Origin of the sequence: Rhizobium sp. WYCCWR10014 (genome assembly GCF_001657485.1) — a bacterium.
Classification (GTDB): domain Bacteria; phylum Pseudomonadota; class Alphaproteobacteria; order Rhizobiales; family Rhizobiaceae; genus Rhizobium.
Genome location: NZ_LXFU01000041.1, coordinates 20,071 through 34,601, shown reverse-complemented (window position 1 = coordinate 34,601; position 14,531 = coordinate 20,071). Strand labels below are relative to the sequence as shown.

At 60.8% G+C, this 14,531-nt stretch carries 19 protein-coding genes; 7 read left to right on the top strand and 12 right to left on the bottom strand.

The window, feature by feature from the left end:
• Nucleotides 1-152 precede the first annotated feature (152 nt).
• Complete coding sequence (locus A6U98_RS22025; RefSeq protein WP_064652729.1) at nucleotides 153-539, bottom strand: hypothetical protein; 387 nt, start codon at nucleotides 537-539, stop codon at nucleotides 153-155.
• A gap of 160 nt (nucleotides 540-699) precedes the next feature.
• Here A6U98_RS22025 and ftsZ point away from each other — a divergent pair, with 160 nt between their 5' ends.
• Nucleotides 700-1,719 (top strand): cell division protein FtsZ, encoded by a 1,020-nt coding sequence (gene ftsZ / locus A6U98_RS22020; RefSeq protein ID WP_064653055.1) that lies wholly within the window; start codon nucleotides 700-702, stop codon nucleotides 1,717-1,719.
• Nucleotides 1,720-1,843: 124 nt separating this feature from the next.
• On the opposite strand, the gene A6U98_RS22015 is transcribed toward ftsZ, so the two are convergent.
• From A6U98_RS22015 to A6U98_RS22005, 3 genes are all read right to left on the bottom strand, one after another.
• A complete protein-coding gene (locus A6U98_RS22015; RefSeq protein ID WP_064652727.1) occupies nucleotides 1,844-2,122 on the bottom strand; it encodes a hypothetical protein in 279 nt (92 codons plus the stop codon).
• A 479-nt stretch (nucleotides 2,123-2,601) separates the two neighbouring features.
• A complete protein-coding gene (locus A6U98_RS22010; protein WP_064652725.1) occupies nucleotides 2,602-4,143 on the bottom strand; it encodes an Ig-like domain-containing protein in 1,542 nt (513 codons plus the stop codon).
• 196 nt (nucleotides 4,144-4,339) lie between these two features.
• Nucleotides 4,340-5,500 carry a hypothetical protein gene (locus tag A6U98_RS22005; protein ID WP_245304550.1) on the bottom strand — a complete coding sequence of 387 codons (1,161 nt, stop codon included), beginning with the start codon at nucleotides 5,498-5,500 and terminating at the stop codon, nucleotides 4,340-4,342.
• A gap of 78 nt (nucleotides 5,501-5,578) precedes the next feature.
• Between A6U98_RS22005 and A6U98_RS22000 the strand changes: the two genes are divergently transcribed.
• Nucleotides 5,579-5,989, top strand: a complete 411-nt coding sequence (locus tag A6U98_RS22000) for a hypothetical protein (protein WP_064652723.1) — start codon at nucleotides 5,579-5,581, stop codon at nucleotides 5,987-5,989.
• A gap of 221 nt (nucleotides 5,990-6,210) precedes the next feature.
• Here A6U98_RS22000 and A6U98_RS21995 read toward each other — a convergent pair whose 3' ends face one another.
• Nucleotides 6,211-7,035: a helix-turn-helix transcriptional regulator gene (locus A6U98_RS21995; RefSeq protein WP_029870477.1), complete on the bottom strand. Its 825-nt coding sequence runs from the start codon at nucleotides 7,033-7,035 to the stop codon at nucleotides 6,211-6,213.
• 91 nt (nucleotides 7,036-7,126) lie between these two features.
• Between A6U98_RS21995 and A6U98_RS21990 the strand changes: the two genes are divergently transcribed.
• The gene (locus A6U98_RS21990; protein ID WP_064652722.1) at nucleotides 7,127-8,017 is read left to right on the top strand and encodes an SDR family oxidoreductase; all 891 of its coding nucleotides are present in this window, start codon (nucleotides 7,127-7,129) and stop codon (nucleotides 8,015-8,017) included.
• Between the two features lie 108 nt (nucleotides 8,018-8,125).
• On the opposite strand, the gene A6U98_RS21985 is transcribed toward A6U98_RS21990, so the two are convergent.
• Nucleotides 8,126-8,332 carry a hypothetical protein gene (locus A6U98_RS21985; RefSeq protein ID WP_064652721.1) on the bottom strand — a complete coding sequence of 69 codons (207 nt, stop codon included), beginning with the start codon at nucleotides 8,330-8,332 and terminating at the stop codon, nucleotides 8,126-8,128.
• A gap of 1 nt (nucleotide 8,333) precedes the next feature.
• Complete coding sequence (locus tag A6U98_RS21980) at nucleotides 8,334-8,534, bottom strand: hypothetical protein (protein WP_064652719.1); 201 nt, start codon at nucleotides 8,532-8,534, stop codon at nucleotides 8,334-8,336.
• A gap of 282 nt (nucleotides 8,535-8,816) precedes the next feature.
• Here A6U98_RS21980 and A6U98_RS37240 point away from each other — a divergent pair, with 282 nt between their 5' ends.
• Entirely contained in the window at nucleotides 8,817-8,990 is a 174-nt protein-coding gene (locus A6U98_RS37240; protein WP_184500556.1) for a hypothetical protein, read from the top strand.
• A 174-nt stretch (nucleotides 8,991-9,164) separates the two neighbouring features.
• The gene (locus A6U98_RS21975; protein WP_064653051.1) at nucleotides 9,165-10,091 is read left to right on the top strand and encodes a hypothetical protein; all 927 of its coding nucleotides are present in this window, start codon (nucleotides 9,165-9,167) and stop codon (nucleotides 10,089-10,091) included.
• 36 nt (nucleotides 10,092-10,127) lie between these two features.
• Here A6U98_RS21975 and A6U98_RS21970 read toward each other — a convergent pair whose 3' ends face one another.
• From A6U98_RS21970 to A6U98_RS21950, 5 genes are all read right to left on the bottom strand, one after another.
• Nucleotides 10,128-10,571: an SRPBCC family protein gene (locus A6U98_RS21970; protein WP_064652717.1), complete on the bottom strand. Its 444-nt coding sequence runs from the start codon at nucleotides 10,569-10,571 to the stop codon at nucleotides 10,128-10,130.
• Between the two features lie 218 nt (nucleotides 10,572-10,789).
• Nucleotides 10,790-11,203, bottom strand: coding sequence for a GFA family protein (locus A6U98_RS21965; protein ID WP_064652715.1), 414 nt, complete (start codon nucleotides 11,201-11,203; stop codon nucleotides 10,790-10,792).
• A gap of 153 nt (nucleotides 11,204-11,356) precedes the next feature.
• Nucleotides 11,357-12,049, bottom strand: coding sequence for a type 1 glutamine amidotransferase domain-containing protein (locus A6U98_RS21960; protein WP_064652713.1), 693 nt, complete (start codon nucleotides 12,047-12,049; stop codon nucleotides 11,357-11,359).
• 158 nt (nucleotides 12,050-12,207) lie between these two features.
• The gene (locus tag A6U98_RS21955; RefSeq protein WP_064652712.1) at nucleotides 12,208-12,507 is read right to left on the bottom strand and encodes a hypothetical protein; all 300 of its coding nucleotides are present in this window, start codon (nucleotides 12,505-12,507) and stop codon (nucleotides 12,208-12,210) included.
• Entirely contained in the window at nucleotides 12,497-13,039 is a 543-nt protein-coding gene (locus A6U98_RS21950; RefSeq protein ID WP_064652709.1) for a hypothetical protein, read from the bottom strand. The genes A6U98_RS21955 and A6U98_RS21950 overlap by 11 nt, the downstream gene beginning before the upstream one ends.
• Nucleotides 13,040-13,160: 121 nt before the next feature.
• Between A6U98_RS21950 and A6U98_RS21945 the strand changes: the two genes are divergently transcribed.
• Complete coding sequence (locus tag A6U98_RS21945; RefSeq protein ID WP_064652708.1) at nucleotides 13,161-13,829, top strand: TetR/AcrR family transcriptional regulator; 669 nt, start codon at nucleotides 13,161-13,163, stop codon at nucleotides 13,827-13,829.
• A 226-nt stretch (nucleotides 13,830-14,055) separates the two neighbouring features.
• A complete protein-coding gene (locus A6U98_RS21940) occupies nucleotides 14,056-14,523 on the top strand; it encodes a DUF4168 domain-containing protein (RefSeq protein WP_064652706.1) in 468 nt (155 codons plus the stop codon).
• The last annotated feature ends 8 nt before the right edge of the window (nucleotides 14,524-14,531 follow it).

The window sequence follows — 14,531 nt, the reverse complement described above, 5'->3', positions numbered from 1 at the left end:
GCTCAAATTTTCAGTATCCCTTGAGGGCGTACTCCCTTGAAACATTGGGGGAAACGGTCGACGCGAGGGAGTTCGGAGACCCGATCATCCGAAGAGGCACCGAAGCGGAGCGAATGGCGGAGGCTGCAAGCCCTGTAACCGCAAGCGAAGCGCTATAACTCCCTTCTGGCAAGCTCGCCCGCCAGAATCCAAGCCTCGTCAAGGAGGGCACGAAGTTCATCGTTCTCCTGCAGAAGCGGGCTACCGTCGCGTTGAAGAACGAGGTCATTCAGAGAACCCGTGCCGCCAAACATCTCCTTGAAACGGCGCAATCCCCAGGTGTCAGAGTTTTCGACAGCCCGCAGACATGTCTCGACATGGCTCGCCCAAAAGACAGCACCGTTGGCCATAAGCAACAGTGCTAACTTCCTGAGAATGGCAGCGAATCTGGTGACGTCGTGATGTAATTGCACGCCGTCTTCTAACGCAAAATCACATTGCAGCAAAAGGTGACTGACGTCCCTTTTTTGGTCGCATCGCAACAGCCGCTTCTGGCTCAAACCTGCTCTTCGCGACCTATGGCTGAGGCGATGCCGATCATCGCCACTCCTGCTGAGACGTCTTTCGCCTCGCCTCTGCCTTGTTGCTCGCGTATCCTGACGCCCGATTCGCCGTCCGCAAACGAGGGTGGGCATGAACGAAGCATCAAAGGAGAGCGCGATGACGGACGCCAAGAGCGGCATTTCGGGACTACGGCCGCATATTACAGTCATTGGCGTCGGCGGCGGTGGTGGCAATGCGATCAACAATATGATCGCGGAAAAGCTGGCGGGCGTCGAATTCGTCGCTGCGAACACGGATGCTCAGGTGCTGGCCACCTCCAAGGCGACGCGCCGCATCCAGCTTGGCGCGAATGTGACGGAGGGTCTCGGCGCCGGTTCATTGCCGGAGGTCGGCCATGCGGCTGCCGAAGAGTCGCTCGATGAGATCATGGATCACCTGGCCGGCTCGCACATGTGCTTCGTCACCGCCGGCATGGGCGGCGGAACGGGCACGGGTGCTGCACCTGTCATCGCCCGCGCTGCGCGTGCCGCCGGCATCCTGACGGTCGGCGTCGTCACCAAGCCCTTTACCTTCGAAGGCAACCGCCGCATGCGGATGGCGGAAATCGGCATCGAGGCGCTTCGCCAGGCGGCCGATACCGTCATCGTTATTCCCAATCAAAACCTCTTCCGCATTGCTGATGCAAAAACGACGTTCGCCGATGCTTTCATGACGGCCGACCGCGTGCTCTATGCGGGCGTCGGCTGCATTACCGACCTGATCGTCAAGGAAGGCTTGATCAACCTCGATTTTGCCGACGTGAAGTCGGTCATGTCAGGCATGGGCCGTGCGATGATGGGCACTGGCGAAGCCTCCGGTGAAAGCCGCGCGATGAAGGCGGCGGAAGCGGCAATTGCCAACCCGCTTCTCGACGATATCTCGATGCGGGGCGCCAGGGGCGTACTGATCTCGATCTCCGGCGGTTCGGATATGACGCTGTTCGAAGTGGACGAAGCGGCAAGCCGCATTCGTGACGAAGTGCAGGAAGACGCCGATATCGTCGTCGGCGCGATCTTCGACCGCAGCCTCGACGGCAAGTTCCGCGTCTCAGTGGTGGCGACCGGCCTCGAAGGCGCACCGCTGCCCGCATCCGCGTCTCACGCCGCCGAGCAGGTTCAGACGCGCACGCTGCAGTAAGCGCAGCGGCGCGACATATCCGAGCACGACAGGCTGCCGCGTCTTTTCAGACGCGCGGCGCTGTCGGGCTTCAATGTCCTGCGCTCCGGGGAAATCGCCGCGATCACCGGTCGTTGATTCGCGATCACCTGTCGTTGATCGTGGGAAGGTGCGTTTCGACCTCTACGCGGCGCTTGTCATCCAGCGGCTCAATGTGCTTCTGCCAGAAAGCCTCGGCCTCCGGCGTGTCATCATCCCAGTGGCGGATCTTGACGATATTGTCATCGATCTTGGCCAGCCGTTTGCCACCGAGCCGCAGGTACTCGTCCGCCAGTTCTTTCGATCGGGTCGTTTGCATGTCGTGATCCTCCATAGGCGAACCGAAAGGCCGATCGTCTTTACCGGGTTGGCCGGCAATCGGCATCCCCGTTATCGGCGCTTCAGCGCCATCCAGTTAAACAGTACGGCGGGATCATAGTTCCAAACCATCGGCCGAAACCGGTCCAGGCTGCCGGCTGAAGCCGTCGGCCGCCATCCATGTTCCGCACGGCCCGCCGCTCTTGCTGCCGGGACAGCCGGAGACGCCTCGTACTGGCTGGAGAGCGGCCTTGTCCGCAACGGCAAGACTCATACGTCGGGCGATCTCGACCGCAGCCTCGACGGCAAGTTCCGCATCTCAGTGGTAGCGACCGGCCTGGAAGGCAGCCCGCTGCTCGCATCCGCGCCTCACGCCGCCGTTAAACGCCTCGCCGTGAGAGCACGGGCGGGGCGGCGTCGGCATTAGAACGGTAAGGCCCAATAGAGCGGCGTGCGTCCCCCTTCGGACGCACAAAGGACGCTCTAACTCTTTCAATCCTCGCATCGTGCTTTCCGAAAATCGAATCCGATTTGCGGGCCGATGCGTTAGGCGAACAGGACGTCCGAGATATTGTGCACCACGGAGATTTCGTCGGTCCCGCTGTTGGTGAGGTAGAGATTATCCGCCGCTGAGTCATAGACCACGTTGGTGATCAAGTCGTCTCCCGGTATGGCGATGTTGACGTCGACCGCTGTCTTGACCCCGGTTTCGAAGTCGAAGGCCGTGCCGATATGCTCGCTGCTGGAGGAATCGCCGAAGAAGAACGTGCCGTCGACGGCAAAGCCGTAGCCGAGCCCGCCGGCCGCGAAGGTCTTGGACTCGATCGGGTTCAGCGTGTCGGGATCGATCTTGGAGACCTGCCAGGTAGCATCATCGATGCGGCCGACGACGTAAATGCCGGTCGAATCCTGCATCGTATTGACGGCCGTGTATCCACCCCAGTCGAACGTACCCGCCCCGTTCTTGCCGATAAGGCCGGGAATCGGGTCGCCCTTCTGATCGAGCGATCCGTCGGCGGCATCCCACTTTGCGAGATAAGTCTGATCGGGGAAAGGCTCCTCCTCGCCTCTCGCCTCGTTGGTTCTTCCGATGATCTCGCCTCCGCGGACCGAAAAATAGGTTCCGCCGATGTCATATTCGCCCTTGTCATAGTCGCCGAGAGAGATGGCGCCGCTGGCGTTGCCGGCTTCAAATGCGGCGGCGTTGTCGTAAATGCTCACCATGGAATCATCCGGGAAACCATGGCCGGAGCTGACATAATATTTGCCGGTCAATGGATCGACCGCGACCCCCTGGAGTTCGTAGTGGTCCAGGAAGGGGCGCACCACATCCGCCTGGGCCTCGACATGATTGGTGTTCAACGACTTCCCGTCCGTCACGCCGTCGACGGTCAGGGTGATCACGCCGGCATCCGCGTGACCGGCGCCGTCGGAGACCTTGTAATATTGGAGTTTCTCCGTGATATGCTCGCCGTCATCGAGGCCCGCCTTGACGGCCGGATCGAGATCGTAGGTGAAGCTTCCATCGCCTGCGAAATGGAAGGTGCCGAATTCACCCGCCACGTCGGTTGTCTGCCCTTGCCCCTGACCGGCAGGAATGCTCGTGCCCTCGACCGAACGCAGGAAAAGCGTGCCCGCCTCTCCAGCGTGATCATTGGCAAGCACGTTGCCGGCCATCTCGCTTCCTTCGCGGAACGAGAAGGCGTCGTCGACCGCGACCGGCGGGCTCGTGACCCCGTGAATGTCGAGCGTGAAATGGCCGACATCGGTATTGCCGGCGCCGTCGGAGATTTTGTAGCCGATCGTCTCCGTCAGCGTCATTCCGTCAACGAAGCCCGCCTTGGCCGCCTCGTTCAGCGTATAGGTGTAAGAGCCGTCTGCCTTAACGTGGAACGTGCCGTATTCACCCTCGATATCGGTGATCGCACCATCCCTCTTGGCAAGCACCCGCTCGCCGTCGAAGAAGTTGAGAAACATGTTGCCGGAGCCTCCGGCGAGATCATTATCCAGCAGATTGCCTGAGATCACGTCATTCTCGGAAGCGCTGCTGACATCATCGACCGCCACAGGTTTTGCAAGCTCTGTCATGGATATCTCCTTCAAGATCCATTCGCCTTGGTCTATCGGGAGGAAAGCAGCTGAAACCCGGCAGGTCAATTAATTTTCTAGCAGGAGTGGTATTTTAGAATTTCACAGCTTTGTCACTCATGAGAGCCTCATCCTTGCGGAAGCCGAAGGCTGGAGCACCGAAGGACGAGGCGGGCGCCGGCGACGCCTGCTCCCGTCAATCGCTGACGGTGAATCCCCACGATGACGGATCGGTCAATTCCGACGGCGGGATCATCTCCTTGAGCTCGACCGGGCGGCGCTTGATCTCGACGGCGGTGTAGCTTTCCCCATGCCCCCATCCCGAGAGGATGTTGATTTCGAGAGGCACGCCATCCGGCGTCAGGCATTCTTGTCTGCCCGCGTCGGCAAGGTTGGGTGTCATGTTGAACCAGGCGCAAGTTTCTCCAAGCGCGCCACCAGTCCGTTTTAAATCAACCTGGCCTGTCTTAAGCTGGAAAGTATTGTATGGGCGCTTGGGATCAAGCGGCGCACGGCCAGCGTGAAGATCATGCATGTCCTTGGAGGATATGATTGAGATTCCCTGGTTTTCGAGTTCGTTCCAAATCGTAAGTTTCAGAGTTCCGCCCTTTTCGCGACGCTCTTCGGATCGCCAGGGATAGTGCCTCAATATCCTGACCTCCGACCAACCCCCGACCATTCTGGCTTCAAAGTCGACGAGAGCTTCGGGCTCCGGATAATCCCGCAGCGGCTTCAGCCAGAACCATGGGTCGAACAGCTTCTTCGGCGGCGATATCTCGGATTCCGCGACGGCTGTTCGATCAAGCCGGACCAATTGCGTGTCGCTCATCGGCTTTCCTACGCGGAACAGAACCTTTTGCGAAACTTCAATGCCGTCAGCCGACAGACAACTGAACCAGAGCGGCGCCATCTCTTCTTTTGTGCGGATGAGTTGCCACCATTTGCAGGCTTCACCAGCCTGGTTGTCGGTCTCCCCGGTTTCCTTCGCTTGCTTCACGCTCAGGTCCAGACTCCGATCGGTCTTTTCAATGCTCATCCAGGCAAAGTCTTCGTTGCCGGTCCTGGTCGTCCGCAACACGGTGTTGTCGAAGTAATTTCCATAGGAGATGGCAGTGTGGTTGCCATTGACCGATTCAACCCGCGTCCATCCCTTGTGATGAACGACCGAACGCAACATTTCCTTCGGCTCACCGGACATATTCCGAACGATCATCGAGGCGGTGTAGTCCGGAACATTCCGGGTGGCGGCAAAGGGAAGTTCACTTGCATTGCCGGCGCCGGCTGCAAGCACCAAGAGAGACGTCGCGATACGTCTTTTCACAGACTGCACCTCAATGATTTGCTGGAAGCGGAACAAGGCTCAATCCAGAGCCTGTACTCTGCTTGACTTCCCGAAAAATTCAATGTTTGTTCAAGCAAAAGTTGAGGGTTTATAGTGAAAAATATTTTTACATATTCGATATTGGCAGTCGCAATGATTTCTCTTTCGAACTGCACGACGACGTCAAATGTCAGACACGATTCTCACCGGATGACGGCACGCAGCGGCGAAAGGACGTCGGTGCTGCAGAACGCTCACCTCAATGGCGACTGCAAGTTTATTGGCTATCCTCGTGTAGATATCGTGGAGCAGCCCAAACATGGGCGCACCGAGATTATCCACCAGCCGATTGTCGTCGATTCAGGCGGCAAGAAGATGAAATGCGACAAAGTCAAAGCGAATGGCGTTGCTGTCTATTACACATCGCACCCAGGCTACGTCGGCAGTGACAAGTTCATTCTCAGGACTCCCGAAGAGCGCGGCAGCATCGTAGAGGGCGTGGCCGAAGTGAAAGTCGTCAAATAGGGGGCGCAATCGGCGCGCCGCTGCACGACCGCTGACCGCTTTTGATGCGGCCACCATTGTCGCGAGATCGTAGGATTTGCGATCGTGATGTTTGCGATGGGCTGTTCATGCCAAGCCGTCTATCGATCAGGCTTATGTGCTCATTGTCTTCAACGGCGGCTCTTGGCATGCCAGACTCCATTCTGCTTATTCAAAGCGCGTACGAATGATGGTGACGCACCTCACCCCACCAACCCCTTGATCTTCGCCGCATCCTCCGCCGTCGCCGGATTGTACACCACCATGCTGAGATCCGGCCGGCCATCCACCTGGAAGGCGGAATATTCGAAAGCGAGTGGGCCGAGGATGGGATGTTTGATGTGCTTGGCGCCCTCGCCGTGGGTGCGCACGTCGTTGTCGCGCCACATCGCCAGGAATTCGGGGCTCTTGCGGCAGAGTTCGTCGACGAGGGGCTCGACCTCGGCTGCGGCACCCGCGCGGGCCGCATCCACGCGGAAAGCGGCGACGACGAAGCGGGCGACACTTTCCCAGTCGTACTGGGCGGCGCGTACGCGCGGATCGAGGAAGATGAAGCGCAACACGTTGCGCTCTTCCGGCGGCAGCGCGCTGTAATCGGTTAGAAGCACAGTCGCCGCCCTGTTCCAGGCAATCACGTCCCAGATGGCGTTGCGGATCAGCGCCGGGCTCGGGTCGAGCGCATCGAGCACGCCCTGCAACCTCGGCGTCACGCCCTCTTGCCTGTGGTAGCGCACCTCGGGCGGCCGGCCGAGGCCGATGAGGAAGAGATGTTCGCGCTCGACATCGGTCAGCATCAGCGCGCGCGAGATCCGGTCGAGCACGTCGGCAGACGGCGCCCCGCCGCGCCCCTGCTCCAGCCAGGTGTACCAGGTCGGGCTGATATTGGCGCGGCTTGCCACCTCCTCACGCCGCAGACCCGGCGTTCGCCGCCTCTCCCCCGCAAAGCCGAGGGCGGCGGGATCAAGCCTGACGCGGCGACCCTTCAGATAGGCGCCGAGCCGGTTATCCGAGGTGACGAATTCACCCATCCTGTTAGCCTTTATACCATGATAATATCACTACTTTACCATGATAAAGACAGGGCCGATATGTGTCTCCGGCAAAAACTGGAGATATAAGATGCGCGTATTCGTCACTGGAGCCACCGGCTGGGTCGGCTCGGCCGTCGTCGCGGAGCTGATCGCCGCCGGGCACAAGGTGTTGGGCCTCACCCGCTCGGACAAGGGAGCGGATCAACTGGCTGCCGCCGGCGCCGCAGTCCACCGCGGTACGCTCGACGATCTGGAAAGCCTGAAAAGCGGTGCGGCTGAGGCGGACGCCGTGATCCACACGGCTTTCAACCACGATTTCTCGAAATTCGCCGAAAACTGCGCCGCCGACCGGCGCGCCATCGAGGCGCTCGGCGAAGCCCTCCAAGGCTCTGGCCGGCCGCTGCTGGTCACGGCTGGCCTCGGCTTTGCCCCCGGCCGTGTCGGCACCGAGAAGGATCCGCCCATGCCGACGTCGGAGACCTACCCTCGCGCCTCCGAAATCACCGCGGTATCGCTTGTCGCCCGCGGCGTGCGCGCCTCCACCGTCCGGCTCCCGCCCTCAGTGCATGGCCATGGGGATCACGGCTTCGTGCCGATCCTGATCGATCTGGCTAGGCGCAAGGGCGTCTCGGCCTATATCGGCGAAGGGCAGAACCGCTGGCCGGCCGTGCACCGGCTCGATGCCGCCCGCGTCTATCGGCTGGCGCTCGAGCGCGGCGCCGTCGGCGGCCCTTTCCTGGCAGTCGCGGAAGAGGGAGTTGCCTTCAGGCAGATCGCCGAGGTAATCGGCCGGCGGCTCGATGTGCCCGCCGTCTCGCTCTCACGGGAAGAAGCGGCCGAGCATTTCGGTTGGTTCGCCATGTTCGCCGGCTTCGACGTGCCCACTTCGAGCGCGCACACCCGCGCGCTGCTCGGCTGGCAGCCGCAGCAGCCCGGCCTCCTGGCCGATATTGACCATCCGGCCTATTTCGGCGGGTAGCATCGGCCTCGATTGCAGGGCCACTTCAAGTCCCTTGAAACGCCTTTGAATGGACGTCCACTCGCGCAACAGACATTCTCAAGCGATGGCATTGTAACGACCCGGCCTTTAGCGCGAGCGCCCCTCGTTCATATCGGCCGGGTCATAGTTGATGTCCCAATCCTTCTCGGGCTTTTTCTTGCCGGGGTTCTTGTTCACCGTCGCATCCTCGGAGCCGGTGATCACGGTCGGTTTGGCGCTGGCGACGCCACTGCTTTTTCGGTCGGCCTGGGATTTGGCGAACTGGCCGGCCGCGTCATTCTCAGGGTTGGCCATGTCAATCGCCCTTCTGCTTCAGTGCGTCGCTAATATTCTTCGTCTCGGGATCGCGGTTGTTTTCGCCATGCGCGTCGCGGTCGCGATCCGGATCGTCCTTAGCCTTCAGGTAGCCACGCGGCTTGTTTGCCTTCGGCCCCTCCCAGCGGGGAGACTGATCCGTGGTGCCGGGAGCGCCGTCCCTGGGTGTCGTCATGCCCATCTTCGTTTCTCCTTATTGAAAAGGGAAAACCGAAAAGGTCAGGAAGTGTTCCCGGCAAGCAGCTCTATCGTTGCGAGGCGAGCGTGGCGCAGCAAACGGCGAGGAAGGTGACCACGGCATTGACCGCGTTCGAATATTTTCATCGGGTGAGCGGCAGCGAAGCGGGACGCGTTGCCACCAAACCCGCCGCCGACGCAAGGGACACCGCCCTCCGCAAAAATATGGAACCGTGTCGTCCGCCATCGGTTGATCAGAGGTCCACCTCAAACATGGAGCCGAAAAATGAGCAAGACCAACGCTCGAGAACTTCAGAAACGCGCCGAACGGCAGGTGAGGAACACCAGCGCTGGCGGTCACCTCGGCGGCACATATTTCGGGCAGCAACCGGACGGAAAAACCGCCTCGTCGACCAACAACGATAGCGCCAAGGCGCGGTCGAACGACGGAAGCAAATAGCGCCGCAGGCCTCACCTCACCTACGTGAAGAATTCTCCTGCGCCCAGGGATCTGGGCGCCTCCCTGCTCGCGACGTACGCCCCCTAGCTATTGATCGGCGACGCCTCCGCGCTAGCTTCTGCTCGCGGCCGACCGGCCGCTGGGGATACGGATCTTTGGGTGAAGGGGGGCGACGTGGCATCCTATTCGATTGACGATGCGATCCGGGAACTTGCCCCGGCTCTCGGCAAGGCGCCGGCGGGGGCGGTCAGCGGCGATTGGACCGCCACCACGATGCAGGCGGGGCACTCCTCCCGGACGGGCGCCTACCGCGATGCCGAGGGAAACTATGTCCCGGAGGCCTCCAGGCATCCGCTCGATATCATCTCCGATGTCGTTGAAAAGCTCGGGGAATCAGGGATGCCCCGCTTCAATAAAGTGCTGATCCGCTGGAAGAAGCCGAAGTTTCCCTTCATGCGGGGAGAGATCACGCTCGAAACCGCATATGACCGGACGATCGTCCCGCGAGGGCCCGACGACCCGATTTACGAAACCGCCGCCGCTGCCCGGCGCGTCTTCTGGCAGAGCCGCGGCACAGTGCAGGAGGATTTTGCCGTCGAGCGCGGAACGGCCAACATTCACGCCCAGACGAAATGGTTCGGCCCGCATCGCCGCATCCTCGCCATCCATGCGCCGGAAAGGCTGACACTTGCCACCGACGGGCTGTCGACCCCTTGGGCCGGCATATCCGAGCCGGAGAACGGCGTCGAATGCGAGCTTTTCATGGAATTCGACGCCGCGACACTGGATGCGGCCTGGATCGAAAACTGGGCTAACCTGTTGATCAACATCGGCGACCTCGTGGCAGACGGCTATCGCGTCGCCCGTGATGTCGAGAAATGCGGCGCCATCCTGTTTTGCCGGCTGACCGAGGATTACCGCCCGATGACCCGCATCACGCTCAGCCGCGACACAGGCCGGATCGACGGCCTGCCTTTCGGCTCCGTACCGCTGATCCGGGCTACGCCGATCGCCGAAGCAGAAATCGAAGGGCAGGATCTTTCCGACGATTGGGGCGCTACGGCCGCCCGCAACGCCCTGGCCAACCGCGGTATCAGATGATCTCAGCCGGATCGTCGCGATCCGGCGCGATCTTTGCTATTCCTGGATGTCGGGTTCGACGACCTTGGCGAGGTTTCGCAGCGACTCCTGCCAGCCGAGATAGCAAGCCTCGGGCGGAATGACGTCAGGCACGCCTGCCTGCACGATATCCACCTCGGTGCCGACCGAAACCTTCTTCAGCGTCACGGTAACTTCCATTTCGCCGGGCAGGTTGGGGTCGTCGAACCTGTCGGTGTAGCGCAGACGTTCGCCGGGGACGAGCTCGAGATATTCGCCGCCGAAGGCGTGGCTATTGCCCGTCGTGAAGTTGCGGAAGGACATTCTGAACGTGCCGCCGACGACCGGCTCAGAATGATGCACGGTGCAGAGGAAGCCGTTCGGCGGAAGCCACTTGGCAAGCGCGTCGGTCTCCAGGAATGCGCGATAGACTTTCTCCGGGCTGGTCGCCAGAACGCGGTGCAGGCGTATGGTACTCGGCATGGTCGTGATCCTTTTGAATGAACGGAATGGACGAACCTAGGACGGGTGAGACTTGGCCGATCCGACACCGGATCGAACTTTTCTTCAAGAAAAATTGGTCAAAGCATGTGGCGCAAAAGTGTGCTGGGTTTTTGCGACAACGATATGCGTCCAAACAAAGACCTAAAGCGCAAGGAGCGAATCTGAAAGATTGCGACGCGCTTTAGGGCTATCGCAGCTCAACCGGGCATACCGTCGAACTGCGGAAGATCGAGCGGCCTTGCCCAGGCCAGCCGGCGCTTGATGAACATCTCGACGCCTGGCTTGATCAGTTCGGGCCGGTCCAGGCTGCCGAGTGTCACGAAGACGAGGCCCGGGAAGCTCTCCAGGTTGCTGCTGAACAATCGGGCGCCGCAATCGGGGCAAAAGTTGCGGTCGAGCCCCTTGCCTGAATCGGCGATGTAATGAAAAGCCTTCGGTCTGCCGTTGATCACGGTGAAATCTTCCTGCGGCACTGCGAAGAACGTGGCGGCCTCGCCGCCCGTCGCCCTCTTGCAGTCCAGGCAATGGCAGTTGGCGACAAAGTTCGGGTCCGTGTCGAAGGCAAATCTCACTGCGCCGCAGGCGCATTGCCCCGTATATTTCCTGGTCATCTCACGGCCTCCCATCCCGTGTTCGAACGTTTGCGATTGGCTCTGCCTCGCCGTCGTGTGCAGACGTCGTCGAGACGCGCCTGCGGCCGGGGTTGGCACAAGCCGAATGAGGAGATCTCCGCGGGCAGCAATCGTGCCCAAGGGCTGAAGCGCTTAGGCCGCGGCCTGCTTTCTCAAGGCATCAAGCAGCGCCCGGGCGCCCTGTTTTGACGAGGCCGGATTTTGGCCGGTGATCAGCAGGCCATCCTGGACGACATGCACGCCCCAATCCGCCGTCTTCGAAAACTTTGCGCCCTGCTCTTTCAGCACGTCCTCGAGCAGGTAGGGAACGACCTCGACCAGGTGCATGGCCTCCTCTTCGGAATCGGTGAACCCCGTGACGGCCCGGCCCTTGGCGATAGGGCCTCCATCCGGCGCCTTCACATTCGTCAGGATTCCCGGTGCGTGGCAAACGAGCGCCACAGGTTTTCCCGCCGCGAGCATATCCTCGATGAGCGACAGCGCATTGCGGTCGTTTGTCAGGTCCCAAAGTGGGCCGTGCCCACCGGGGAAGAACACGCTGTCATAGTCCGCCTGCTTGATGTCGGACAGCCTCAGGGTGTTGGCGAGCGCAGCCGTTGCCGCCTGGTCCCGCTCGAACCGTCGCGTGTCTTCCGTCTGGAATGCTGGCTCGTTGCTCTTCGGATCGAGCGGAGGCTGGCCGCCCTTCGGCGAAGCGAGCGTGATCTCGACCCCGGCGCCACGAAAAACGAAGTAAGGGGCGGCGAGCTCCTCGAGCCAGAAGCCCGTCTTCTTGCCGGTGTTTCCCAACTGATCATGCGATGTGAGAACCATGAGAATTTTCATTGCTCAGCTCCTTCAAGCCGGCCGGCGGACAACGCCGTCGGCACCCGGATTTACGGTGAAATACTGCCTGCAATCTCATGCTGAAACGGGAAAGGACATAGAGCGGCCGCGCTGCGAAACAAGCTCTCCCGCGCGGTGTTTGCTAGAATTGCTTTAACTCAGGGGCATTTGAAAAGCCTGACCGGCGTTCCCGGCCCGCGCTGGATGATGCGCTTGGCCTCCAGATCCAGCTGAACGGCCTTCAACCACCATCCGGCCTTGGCGCCGCCCGGGAATTCGACCTCGGAGAGATGCGGCAGGATGGCGATGTTTGCCTCTGCCACGGTCAGTCCGGGTGCCTGCTCGGGCAGTGCGGCCAACAGAGCGTGGCGCATTGCCATGTATTTCGCCTTGTTGACCCGCTCCGTGTGGTGCGGCGAGGTTATGCTTTCAATGAGGATTTTTTCGTCATCGGGCATCGATAGCTCCTTTGATGGCGATGTCGGGGACTTTGAAGCCCATCGCAATCCACGCGGTGAGAAGTCTGCCATAGAAGCCGGCCGTCGCCAGTGTGCCGGAAGGCACGTCATCAGGCACACTCGCGCGATCGGGCGCATTCTGGGTCATCGTGCGCAATTGGAGAGGTGGAAGCTCGTCCTGCTTCCAGAGATTGCCGTAGAGGCTAAGCCAGTGGCCACCCTTGAACTCCAGAAAAATGGGCGTGTTGCAGCAGGACGCCAGGACGCGCCGCGTTGACGCGTTAGGTCCGAGGCGGAATTCCCGCAGATTTTCGGTTCCGGCCAAAAGCCTGACCCGATCCTTGCGATAGAGCACATAGCGCGTACTGCCATGGATCGTCCGGATCGCCGCCGGCACCGGAAGCGTCTCCAGCCTTCCGGCCGCGTCACTGCAGCTCTTGCAGTGACATTCCGCACTAATGATGGGTGCGCCGCGCACATCGAGGTGAAAAGTTCCGCAGGCACACGTCAGATGGGTTGTCTTGTTCTTCATGACATCGCTCGCTGGTGAGATCCGTGGAAGTTACAAAATCAAACTAGACCGTTTGGTTCCGTTTTAAAAACTAGACGGTTCAGTTTGATCATGTCAAGCAGGGTTGGAGCGGAGATCGAGAATGTTGATACCGGGTATGGAAGCCGACCTGGCCCTTGGGCAGGCCGGCACTCGTTCGGAGCGTAAACAGGCAGCGATCGTCGGTGCCGCGGCCGAAGTCTTTCTGAGCACCGGTTATGCCGGAGCCAGCATGGACGAGATCGCCAGCCGGTCCGGCGTGTCCAAGCAGACGGTCTACAAATACTTCTCCAGCAAGGAGGCGCTGTTCGTCGCGGTGCTCACCCAGATGATGGGAGAGGCAGATACCGCCGTTCACACCGGCCTCCCCCAGGTAGAAAACCGCACTCAGCTGGAAGCCTATCTCCTTGACTACGCTGTCCGCCAGCTCACCATCGTTCTGACGCCGGGGCTTATGCAGTTGCGCCGGCTTGTGATTGCGGAGGCGCAACGCTTCCCGGAACTCGCCAAGCTGCTTTACGCGCGCGGCCCCGCACGAGCGCTCGAGGTCATGGGCAGCGCCTTCGAACAGTTGGCTGGCAAGAAACTGCTGCAGTTCTCCGATCCAACGGTGGCCGCATCACAGTTCAACTGGCTGGTGATGGCCGATCCCGTCAACCGGGTCATGATGCTGGGCGATGCGGCCATTCCGACAAAGCAGGAGATTTACCGCCACGCCGAGGCGGCCGTCGCCACCTTCCTAGCGGCATTCCTGCATCCAGATCAGCGATGAACGCCGCGAAGGCCCGGGCATCACAGCGGCAGTGACTGCAATTTTCCGCAGGTGCCAAAAGGTCGGAGGTCACAAAGCCGCCGCTCAATCGTCAGCAAATCGCCCCCTTACCGCCGCACCGTGCCCTCTTAAAGGTTCCATCGTCGCGACCTCGCCCGGCCCTTGAGTGGCTGAGCGATCGACCGAGGCGGTCTTGCTGCCAATCAAATCATGCACTTGAAGAGGAATGAATATGATCACTCGTTACACATCTGTCGCAGCATTGAGCGCGGCAGTCTTCAGTCTGCTTGCTTTCAGCCCGGCATCCGCTGTCGACATGGCCCAGGCGCAACAGCAGCCGCCGGCGCAAGGCCAGACACCGATGCAGGGACAGCCCGGCGGCAACGGTGCGACGGCCCCCGTCAGCGATCAGAAAATCGAGGCCTTCGCCGTTGCCTATCTGCAGGTCGACAAGGTGAGACAGGAATATTCGGCCAAGATCGGCGCGACCAAGGACGAGGCTGCCAAGCAACAGCTGCAGGAGGAGGCCAAGAAGCAGATGGTCGATACCGTCCAAGCCTCTCCCGACATTTCCGTCGAAGAATACTCGTCGATCCTGACGGCGGCGCAGAGCGACCCGGCTCTGGCCAAGAAGGTTCTGGAAAAGATCGGCACACCGCCGCCGGGCCAGCAACAACAGCAGCCGCAGCAATAGGCTGCGCG

Excerpts from the sequence above, each read along its gene's own strand:
- ftsZ (WP_064653055.1), top strand. The coding sequence starts at position 700 with ATGACGGACGCCAAGAGCGGCATTTCGGGACTACGGCCGCATATTACA.
- A6U98_RS22015 (WP_064652727.1), bottom strand. The coding sequence starts at position 2,122 with ATGCCGATTGCCGGCCAACCCGGTAAAGACGATCGGCCTTTCGGTTCG.
- A6U98_RS22010 (WP_064652725.1), bottom strand. The coding sequence starts at position 4,143 with ATGACAGAGCTTGCAAAACCTGTGGCGGTCGATGATGTCAGCAGCGCT.
- A6U98_RS21995 (WP_029870477.1), bottom strand. The coding sequence starts at position 7,035 with ATGGGTGAATTCGTCACCTCGGATAACCGGCTCGGCGCCTATCTGAAG.
- A6U98_RS21990 (WP_064652722.1), top strand. The coding sequence starts at position 7,127 with ATGCGCGTATTCGTCACTGGAGCCACCGGCTGGGTCGGCTCGGCCGTC.
- A6U98_RS21985 (WP_064652721.1), bottom strand. The coding sequence starts at position 8,332 with ATGGCCAACCCTGAGAATGACGCGGCCGGCCAGTTCGCCAAATCCCAG.
- A6U98_RS21980 (WP_064652719.1), bottom strand. The coding sequence starts at position 8,534 with ATGGGCATGACGACACCCAGGGACGGCGCTCCCGGCACCACGGATCAG.
- A6U98_RS37240 (WP_184500556.1), top strand. The coding sequence starts at position 8,817 with ATGAGCAAGACCAACGCTCGAGAACTTCAGAAACGCGCCGAACGGCAG.
- A6U98_RS21970 (WP_064652717.1), bottom strand. The coding sequence starts at position 10,571 with ATGCCGAGTACCATACGCCTGCACCGCGTTCTGGCGACCAGCCCGGAG.
- A6U98_RS21965 (WP_064652715.1), bottom strand. The coding sequence starts at position 11,203 with ATGACCAGGAAATATACGGGGCAATGCGCCTGCGGCGCAGTGAGATTT.
- A6U98_RS21960 (WP_064652713.1), bottom strand. The coding sequence starts at position 12,049 with ATGAAAATTCTCATGGTTCTCACATCGCATGATCAGTTGGGAAACACC.
- A6U98_RS21955 (WP_064652712.1), bottom strand. The coding sequence starts at position 12,507 with ATGCCCGATGACGAAAAAATCCTCATTGAAAGCATAACCTCGCCGCAC.
- A6U98_RS21950 (WP_064652709.1), bottom strand. The coding sequence starts at position 13,039 with ATGAAGAACAAGACAACCCATCTGACGTGTGCCTGCGGAACTTTTCAC.
- A6U98_RS21945 (WP_064652708.1), top strand. The coding sequence starts at position 13,161 with ATGTTGATACCGGGTATGGAAGCCGACCTGGCCCTTGGGCAGGCCGGC.
- A6U98_RS21940 (WP_064652706.1), top strand. The coding sequence starts at position 14,056 with ATGAATATGATCACTCGTTACACATCTGTCGCAGCATTGAGCGCGGCA.